We start from the raw sequence: 8,551 nt of genomic DNA, 5'->3' as shown, positions 1-8,551 counted from the left end.
GTACTTCCCGCCCTACCCCGGCCCCTTCCAGAAAGTCCATGCAATTATCGACAGTCATGCCGTCCATGTCGCCTTCAATCCGGGAAAGCGTCCGGGTCAGATCCCTGCCTGTAAATTGACCCAGTAGCCTGCAAATCCCGGCCAGATCGGCTGTCACGCGAATTTATCCTCTACAATCCAATATCGGCAGCCCGGCGTTAACTGTTCACAGGACAGAAAAAGCGTCTATCCGACAGCCAACTTCTGGCATGCCTGACCCCGTGGCTTAAGGGCCAGGTTCAGACCTGCGGCGGATGTTCCTGTGGTTCGTCTGCTCCCTCGCCATCTGCGGCGATGGTTTCATCATCACGTTCAATAACCTTGATCGAGTCGCCAACCAGCCCTTTGGCAAAGGCTTCGGCGGAGAACGGACGCAGGTCATCGGCCTGTTCGCCCACGCCCACCAGATGCACCGGCAGCCCGAACGCATCGGCCAGCGCCACCACGATCCCGCCGCGGGCCGAACCGTCCAGCTTGGTCACGACCAGTCCGGTTACATTGACCAGTTCCTTGAACACCCGCACCTGTTCCACCGCGTTCTGCCCCGTAGTGGCGTCCAGCACCAGCAGCACGGAATGGGGTGCAGTTTCGTCAAACTTGCGCATGACGCGGATGATCTTGGCCAGTTCCTCCATCAGCGCACTCTTGTTGTGCAGGCGGCCCGCCGTGTCGACCAGCAGTAGGTCGGCCTTTTCCGCCGTGGCGCGCTTGAGGGCCTCGAACGCCAGTCCCGCCGCATCGGCATTGGGCTTGCCCGCGATGACGGGGGCACCCGTGCGCTCGCCCCATACCTGCAACTGCTCGACGGCGGCGGCGCGGAAGGTATCGCCCGCGACCATCATCACCTTCTTGCCCTGTTCACCATAGAAACGCGCCATCTTGCCGATGGTGGTGGTCTTGCCGGTGCCGTTCACGCCAACAACCAGCACCACATGCGGCTTGTGCCTGGGATCGGGTTCAAACGGTATGGCGACGGGCTGGAGGATGGTGGCGATTTCTTCCGCCAGCGCCTGACGCACTTCCTCATCCGTCACTTCCTTGCCAAACTTGGAACGGCGGAAAGATTCAATGACCTTTTCCGCCACACTCGGGCCAAGGTCGGCGGAGATCAGCAGGTCCTCCAGATCCTCCAGCGCCTGGTCATCCAGCTTGCGCCGGGTGAAAACGGCGCTCAGGCCACCGCTGAGTTTCTGGGTGGAGCGCGACAGCCCCGCCTTGAGACGTGAGAAGAAACCAAGTGCCATATCAGAGAATTTCCGCAACCAGTCCGTTATCGTCAACCGCCACCGGGCGCACCGTTTCAATGCGTCCAGCCACGGACACCGCGCCATCCACCAGCCTTACCGGGGCGAATTCCTCGCTATGTCCCGCCGTGTCCGTTTCCATCAGTACCCGCAGCGTGCGGCCCATCAGGCGTGCATGGAAATCACGCGCTGCCCGTGCGCCCGCGGCGCGCAGGCGGGCCGCGCGCTCCTTGCGTTGTGGCACGGCAATGGCCGGCATGCGGGCCGCCGGTGTGCCCGGGCGCTCACTATAAGGAAAGACGTGCAGATAAGGCAGGGCATTCGCACGCACGAAATCGAGTGTCTGTTCGAACAACGCCTCATCCTCGGTCGGGAAACCGGCGATGATGTCCGCCCCGATCCCGATATCGGGCCGCAGCGCCCGCGCCCGCGCTACCACCGCCTGCGCATCCGCCGTCAGGTGGCGGCGCTTCATGCGCTTGAGGATGATGTCACTCCCCGCCTGCAGCGACAGGTGCAGGTAGGGCATGAAGCGCGGCTCGTTTTCCAGCAGCTTCCATATGTCCTCATCGATCTCCACCGGATCGACCGAGGACAGGCGCAGCCGCTCCAGTTCCGGTACCAGCGCCAGCAGCCTGCGGCATAACTGCCCAAGCGGGGGCCTGCCCGGCAGGTCATCGCCCCATGAGGTAATGTCCACGCCCGTCAGCACCACTTCCCGGTAGCCTGAGCGCACCAGCGCACGCACCTGTTCCACGACCACGCCCACCGGCACCGAACGCGACGGCCCGCGCCCGAAGGGAATGATGCAGAAGGTGCAGCGGTGGTCACAGCCCTGCTGCACCTCCACAAACGCACGGGTACGACCGGCGAATTCGGTCACCAGATGCGGCGCGGTCTCCTGTGCTGCCATGATGTCGGACACGGCATTGCCCTGACCCAATGCCATCTCGCTCCAGCTTGCGGCATCCAGTTTTTCGCGGTTGCCCAGCACGCGGGTCACGCCGGGCAGGGCCGCCCAGCGGTCGGGATCGATCTGGGCGGCGCAGCCGGTGACCACGATACGCGCATCGGGCCGCGCGCGGTGGGCGCGGCGCACGGCCTGCCGGGCCTGGCGCTCGGCCTCCCCCGTCACCGCGCAGGTGTTCACGATCACCACATTATCCAGTCCGGCGGCGTGGTTGCGCATCACCTCGCTTTCATATGTGTTGAGGCGACAGCCGAAGGTCAGGATTTCCGGCTTCTTCATCGGGGGTAGTCTTCCGGGTTGAACGTGCCGGTGAAACTGGTTTTCGCGGGGCCTGTCATCAGCACATGCCCGTCGTTTTCACGCCAGGTAATGGTCAGTTCGCCGCCATCCATCATTACCGTGCAGGTCCGCTCCACCAGTCCGCGCCGCACGGCATTGACCACGGCGGCACATGCACCCGACCCGCAGGCCCGCGTCAGGCCGCTGCCACGTTCCCAAACCCGCAGCCGCATGGCGTCCCGGCCCGTGACATGGGCGAAACCGATATTGGCGCGTTCAGGGAACAGGGGGTGATGTTCCAGTTCCGGCCCGGCCACGCATGGGTCCACGGCATCGGCAGCAGGCATGAAAAAGGTCGCATGCGGATTGCCCATGGACACGGCCGCCGGATCGCCCGCGATGGGCAGATGCAGCGTGTCCATCGCTTTTGCCAGCGGCACATCCGCCCAGTCCTGCGCGGGTGTACCCATATCCACCGTAACCAGACCGGGGCGGATAATGGTGGCGTGCAGCACGCCCGCGCGGGTCTGTAGCCCCACACGATCCTGCCCCGTCTCGTGCGCCACAAGGTCGGCAATACAGCGCGAGGCATTGCCGCACGCCCCCGATTCCGTACCATCGGCGTTGAAAAAGCGTACGAACACGTCCGCGCCCTGCGCACAGGCGGGGCGCAGGGTCACGAACTGATCACAGCCGATGCCGGTATGGCGGTCGGATAATGCGGCAATGCGGGCAGGTGTCAGGTCATGGCGGTGGATACGTTCATCCACCACCACAAAGTCATTGCCCAGCCCGTGCATCTTGAGAAAACCGGTCATCATCCGTCCTGTATAGGGCCAACCCATCCATATATGCGAGCGGGATGGCACCCCGCGCCCGGCCTTGCAAGCCCGATCAGAGAAAACGCCCCGGCCGGCCGCGCTGCAAGACTTCAATCCTGTAGCCATCCGGGTCGGTAATGAAGAAGAACCGTCCCACGAACCGCTCCCCGCACGACATGTCCCTGATCGCCAGCGGTGACAGGCCCGCAGCCGCAAGACGGGCATGTTCCGCGTCCACATCCGCGACCGATACCGCCAGATGGCCATAACCATCGCCAAGGTCATAGGGCGTGGTGCGGTCGTGGTTGACGGTCAGTTCCAGTTCGAACGTCTGTTCGTCATTGGACAGGTAGATAAGGGTGAAGGTATCAAAAACAAGCCGGTCGGCCACCTTCAGGCCGAAAGCCGTATCATAGAATGCAAGGCTCGCGGCTTCATCACGCACGCGGATCATCGAATGGATCATACGGGCCATTCTGCTTTTCTCCTGTTCCCTACGGCAGGGCGCGTGATAATACGCCAACCGCACATGGCGTTGTTACTTCCGTACTGTCTGGCACATTCATGAACGACCTGCACGGGTTCCACCCGCATTCCTTCACAGTCGCCTCGGCTGAATCCGATACGGCATTCTATTCCCGCAGGCCGGCCGGACCCATGCTGGACCGGGGGGCGCTTACAGCCATTACCGCGCTGTACCGCACGCTGCTGCCCGAAGATGGCAATATCCTCGACCTCATGGCCGGACCGGACAGTCACCTGCCGCCCGACATGGAATTCGACAGCGTGATCGGCATAGGCGTCAACACGCAGGCGCTGGACAGCAATCCGCGCCTGACCGACCGCGTGGTGGAAGACATAAACGAAACGCCTGACCTGCCACTGGCGGATGAAAGCATGGATGCGGCCCTTTTGTGCGATGTCGTGCCCTATCTGCGCCAGCCAGCGCAGGTTTTTCGCGACATTGCCCGCGTGCTGCAACCCGGCGGCCTGATCGTCATTACATTTGGCGACCGATTCATCCCGCAGAAGGCCACCGCCCTGTGGCAGGCACTGGATGAGGGGGATCGCCGCCGCATGCTGTCAGTCCTGCTGCAGCGCGCCGGTTTTGGCCCGGTGGACAATGGCAACGTCACCCCCGCGCCGGAAGACCTGTTCTGGCATGACGCCGTTCATGCCATGACGGCCCGCCGTCCTGACATTTTGTAACATTAGATCAATAATATGACCCTGCGCCGTTATATCATCATCCTGATACACAGCATCAGGCCTGCAGGCCGGGACAATATTAAAAGAAATTATCATTTACCCCTTTATCTGGAAATGTTTTGACATATATTCTGTGAAACCTGATTTGGGGCCCCCTGGCAATACATGCGGATTCCGTCCTTTTCCATAACCCGGCATGTGCGTCTGTCGCACATGCTGCTGGTGTGTTCCGTTCTGGCCCCCCTGCCCGTCTGGGCTGATGAAGATCCAGAATCGCTGGATATCATGGAACGCCAGATGGAGCAGCTGCAACAGCAGCAGATGGCGCTCCAGAAAAGCCTGCAGGCCATGCGCCAGCAGATCATCCAGCACCGCGCCCAGATGGGTGGCACCGCAGCCCATGGCGGCCACCCGCTGGAGGTCACGGGATCGGGCGGGCATGTACGCGGCGGCTGGACGCCGACGGAAGGCCACACCGCCACACCATCCCAGACGGCGGGGATCGACCCCATGGCGCGCCCGCGTATCGGCGGTCATTCCGACCCGGTATCCGAACTGGGCGACCAGCCGACCTATGAATCGGTTGTGGCGCATCGTGAGGAAGACCTGATTTCCCACATGGCCAACAACAATGTCGGCCCGCACAACCGCGAAACGGTGGGTGCGCAGTCGGCGGGCGCACTGGGCAGCAAGGTGTTCCACCTTGGCCCCGTATCGATCATCCTTGGCGGTTTCTTCGATGCGGCGGCACTGGTGGAAAACCGGCAGGTTTCGTCTGGCATCTTCAATTACTGGAACGCCATTCCCTTCCGCAACAGTTCGAATTTCCACACCACCAACTTCAATGGTGATGCCCGGTATTCCCGCTTCTCGCTCATGGCGCGGGGACAGCTTAACCCGCACCTGACGGTGGCGGGGTTTGTGGAAACGGATTTTGGCGCCAGTGCCGAAACCACCAACCCGTATGAAAGCAATTCCTACGTGCCCCGGCTGCGGCAGGCTTACCTGACGCTGGATGATTCGCGCGCCAACATGCATTTCCTGATCGGTCAGGCCTGGACCATGCTGACGCCTGACCGCGTGGGTATCGTGCCCCGACAGGAAAGCCTTCCCGAAACGATCGAATCCTCCATCCTCGCGGGGCAGACATGGTCGCGGCAGTGGCAGCTGCGTGTGGTCAAGGATTTCATGAACCATCGTGTATGGACGGGTTTCTCGATCGAAAATCCTGCGACAATCTATGACACCACCGGCTTTGGCGATGACCTGAACAACGGGGAATACCGCCTGCCTGGCAACAGCGGCAACTATGCCAAGGTCGGTTCCAACGGCGTGGGGCTGAGCAGCAACACCACCAACTATTCCAACGAAATCGCCCCCGACATCATCGGCAAGTTGGCGTGGGACCCGACATGGGGCCATTACGAAATCGAGGGACTGCTGCATTTCCCCCACGACCGTTCCGTCATCAATGGCGTAGGCGAAAACCATACCGCCATCGCATGGGGTGCGGGCGGGTCGATGATCCTGCCGGTCATTCCGCACCGGCTGGAAGTGCGGCTGGCGGGACTGGCGGGCCGGGGCATCGGCCGCTACGGCTCGGTCCTGCTGCCTGACGCCACGCTGCGGGCCAATGGCGCGCCGGCCCTGCTGTCCAGCGCGCAGACCACCGCGGGCGTGATCGCGCACCCGAACAAGGTGCTGGACGTGTATGGCTATTTCGGCATGCAGCGTTCGGGTCGCAGCTATTTTGATTCGGATGGCACGGCCTATGGCTATGGCAACCCGCTAGCGAACAACACCGGCTGCGAAACCGAAGGATCAGAAGCCTGCATCGCCAATATCCGTTCGGTGGAGGAATTCACCATCGGCGCATGGTACCGCTTCATCCACGGTCAGTACGGCACGGTGCAGGCGGGCACGCAGCTGGCCTATTCGCGGGTGCATACATGGGGTGGCATGGGTGGCGCGCCGACAACCAGCCTGAGCGAAATCTTCTTTGACTTCCGTTACCTGCCATTCCAGTAACCCATCCCTTCTGGTGCGGGATATTGCGTCAGGCATGGAAAAGGAGGATGGTGGCCCGCAATCAGGGATGATGGAAAGGCCAGCACTCATGTCAATCAGGTTACGGCACTTGGTTCTGCTGGGCGTATTATGTGCCCCTGTCATGCCAGGTGTGGCAATGGCCGACGGGGGACATGCCGACGCTGGCAACGAAGACCCCGGTGAGGCCTCGCAGCGTCATTTTTCCATGCACCAGCTTTCCAAGAAGCCGCCGCTGCCGCGGCTGCACATGGATTACAGCCAGTACCGCTATATCCCGCCGGGTGACAGGATCAAGGAACAGCCGGACCTGAACCGCCTGCTGTTCTGGACCCCGTCGGGGGAGCCGGACGGCTATGCGGAAAGACGCGGCACCGCTGTCCTGTATTATGACCGCACCGGCAAGGCCGTGCGTGTCGATACGAACCCGTATGGTCGCTAAAAGCCTGCTTGAAAGTAAAAGTTTTTGGGTGCCGCCTATTTCCAAAAAAGCGGCGTTTTCCAAAGCTTTTTGAAAAAAGCTTCACCAAAAACTTTCTTCAGTTCTTTTCCTGATCCTGTGGCGCGTAAAGCTGGTCCAGCATGGGCGGCGCCAGCAGGGATGCAGCCGGTCCATCCGCCATGACCCGGCCATGGCGCAGCAGGATGGCCCGGTCAAATATGCCAGCAGCCTGAACCGGGTCATGCGTGGTGGCGACAATGGCGCGGCCCTGTGCCGACAGGCTGCGCAGCAGGGCGTACAGCCGCTGTTTCTGTCCGTAATCAAGACCGGTTTCCGGTTCATCCAGAATCAGGATCTGTCCCCCCTGCGCCAGCGCGCGGGCCAGCAGCACGGCCTGCCGTTCTCCACCGGACAGTTCAGTATAGGGCCGCGCGGCAAGATGGGTGATCGACAGTTGCGCCAGCGCATGCGCCACCGCCGCCCGGTCGCGTTCATGCAGCGTGGGGGCAAACGGCGTTTCCGCCAGTCGTCCCATGCCAACGATATCACGCACACTATAGGGAAACAGCGGCACATGCCCCTGTGGCACATAGGCGATGCGGCGCGCGACGTCCCGCCGGGACCAGTCCGTCATGGGTCGGCCATCCAGCCAGACCTGCCCTGAATCCGGGCGCACCAGCCCCAGCAGCAGGCGCAGCAGTGTGGTTTTGCCCGCGCCATTCGGCCCCAGCAGGGCGGTCATCTCACCCGTGCGGATATCCAGCGAGACATCATGCAGCACCGTGCGATGTCCCCGGTGAAAACCCGCATGGTCCACCCGCAGAATGGCGCTGTCCCCGTTCATGCCCGCCATCCGCGCCGCAACAGCGGCAGCACCGCGACAAACACCACCACCCCCAGCAGGTCGGCAATCAGGCCCACGGGTATTTCCTCCGCCGACAGGGTGCGCGCCAGATCATCACACACCAGCAGGAACATCGCGCCGACGCAGGCGCTGACCGGCAGCACGCGCATGTTGCATGGCCCGACCAGCAGGCGCGCGACATGGGGCACCACCAGCCCGACCCAGCCAATCATGCCCGCGACCGCGACCGTCATGGCCGCCAGCACCGTGGCCCCGCCAATCACCCCGTATCGCAGCGCCATGACCGGTATGCCCAGCGTGCGCGCTTCCTCATCCCCCATGGCCAGCCCGTCCAGCAGCCGCCCACAGGCCGACAGCAGCACGATCCCCACCACAACCGGCCCCACCAATACGCCCAGCGCCTGCGGTGTCACCTGCGTCAGGCTGCCCAGCAGCCAGAATACGATATCGGGCAACTGGTTCTGCGGGTCCGCCACGTATTTGAGCAGCGACAGCAGCGCGGTAAACAGCGCCGAACTGATCAGACCGCCGAATATCAGCATCAGCATGGATGTCGCATCAAACATCTGCGCCACCCCTACCCCGAACGCCACCGCCGCCACACCGCCAAGGAAGGACAGGGCCGCCACACCGGGC

Annotated in this window: 9 protein-coding genes; 3 read left to right on the top strand and 6 right to left on the bottom strand. The window is 62.5% G+C overall.

Going from position 1 to position 8,551, the window contains the following annotated elements; translation table 11 throughout:
* Positions 1-278: 278 nt before the first annotated feature.
* The 4 genes from ftsY to F1542_RS13885 form a co-directional block, all read right to left on the bottom strand.
* A complete protein-coding gene (gene ftsY / locus F1542_RS13900) occupies positions 279-1,283 on the bottom strand; it encodes a signal recognition particle-docking protein FtsY (RefSeq protein WP_193733552.1) in 1,005 nt (334 codons plus the stop codon).
* Between the two features lies 1 nt (position 1,284).
* Entirely contained in the window at positions 1,285-2,532 is a 1,248-nt protein-coding gene (mtaB, locus tag F1542_RS13895) for a tRNA (N(6)-L-threonylcarbamoyladenosine(37)-C(2))-methylthiotransferase MtaB (RefSeq protein ID WP_193733551.1), read from the bottom strand.
* A complete protein-coding gene (dapF, locus tag F1542_RS13890) occupies positions 2,529-3,353 on the bottom strand; it encodes a diaminopimelate epimerase (RefSeq protein ID WP_193733550.1) in 825 nt (274 codons plus the stop codon). The genes mtaB and dapF overlap by 4 nt, the downstream gene beginning before the upstream one ends.
* A 73-nt stretch (positions 3,354-3,426) precedes the next feature.
* Positions 3,427-3,828, bottom strand: a complete 402-nt coding sequence (locus tag F1542_RS13885) for a VOC family protein (RefSeq protein ID WP_193733549.1) — start codon at positions 3,826-3,828, stop codon at positions 3,427-3,429.
* Positions 3,829-3,917: 89 nt separating this feature from the next.
* Between F1542_RS13885 and F1542_RS13880 the strand changes: the two genes are divergently transcribed.
* From F1542_RS13880 to F1542_RS13870, 3 genes are all read left to right on the top strand, one after another.
* Positions 3,918-4,562, top strand: coding sequence for a class I SAM-dependent methyltransferase (locus tag F1542_RS13880; protein WP_193733548.1), 645 nt, complete (start codon positions 3,918-3,920; stop codon positions 4,560-4,562).
* Between the two features lie 165 nt (positions 4,563-4,727).
* Positions 4,728-6,590 (top strand): hypothetical protein, encoded by a 1,863-nt coding sequence (locus tag F1542_RS13875; protein ID WP_193733547.1) that lies wholly within the window; start codon positions 4,728-4,730, stop codon positions 6,588-6,590.
* Between the two features lie 157 nt (positions 6,591-6,747).
* Positions 6,748-7,050, top strand: a complete 303-nt coding sequence (locus tag F1542_RS13870) for a hypothetical protein (protein WP_193733546.1) — start codon at positions 6,748-6,750, stop codon at positions 7,048-7,050.
* Positions 7,051-7,147: 97 nt separating this feature from the next.
* On the opposite strand, the gene F1542_RS13865 is transcribed toward F1542_RS13870, so the two are convergent.
* The gene (locus F1542_RS13865) at positions 7,148-7,894 is read right to left on the bottom strand and encodes an ABC transporter ATP-binding protein (protein WP_193733545.1); all 747 of its coding nucleotides are present in this window, start codon (positions 7,892-7,894) and stop codon (positions 7,148-7,150) included.
* A partial coding sequence (locus tag F1542_RS13860; protein WP_193733544.1) for an iron ABC transporter permease occupies positions 7,891-8,551 on the bottom strand: 661 nt, incomplete at its 5' end. The genes F1542_RS13860 and F1542_RS13865, both read right to left, overlap by 4 nt.

Source organism: Komagataeibacter sp. FXV3 (genome assembly GCF_015155755.1).
Taxonomy (GTDB): Bacteria; Pseudomonadota; Alphaproteobacteria; order Acetobacterales; family Acetobacteraceae; genus Komagataeibacter.
Note: the sequence above shows the minus strand (reverse complement) of the source record. Positions and strands in the feature narration are given on the sequence as shown.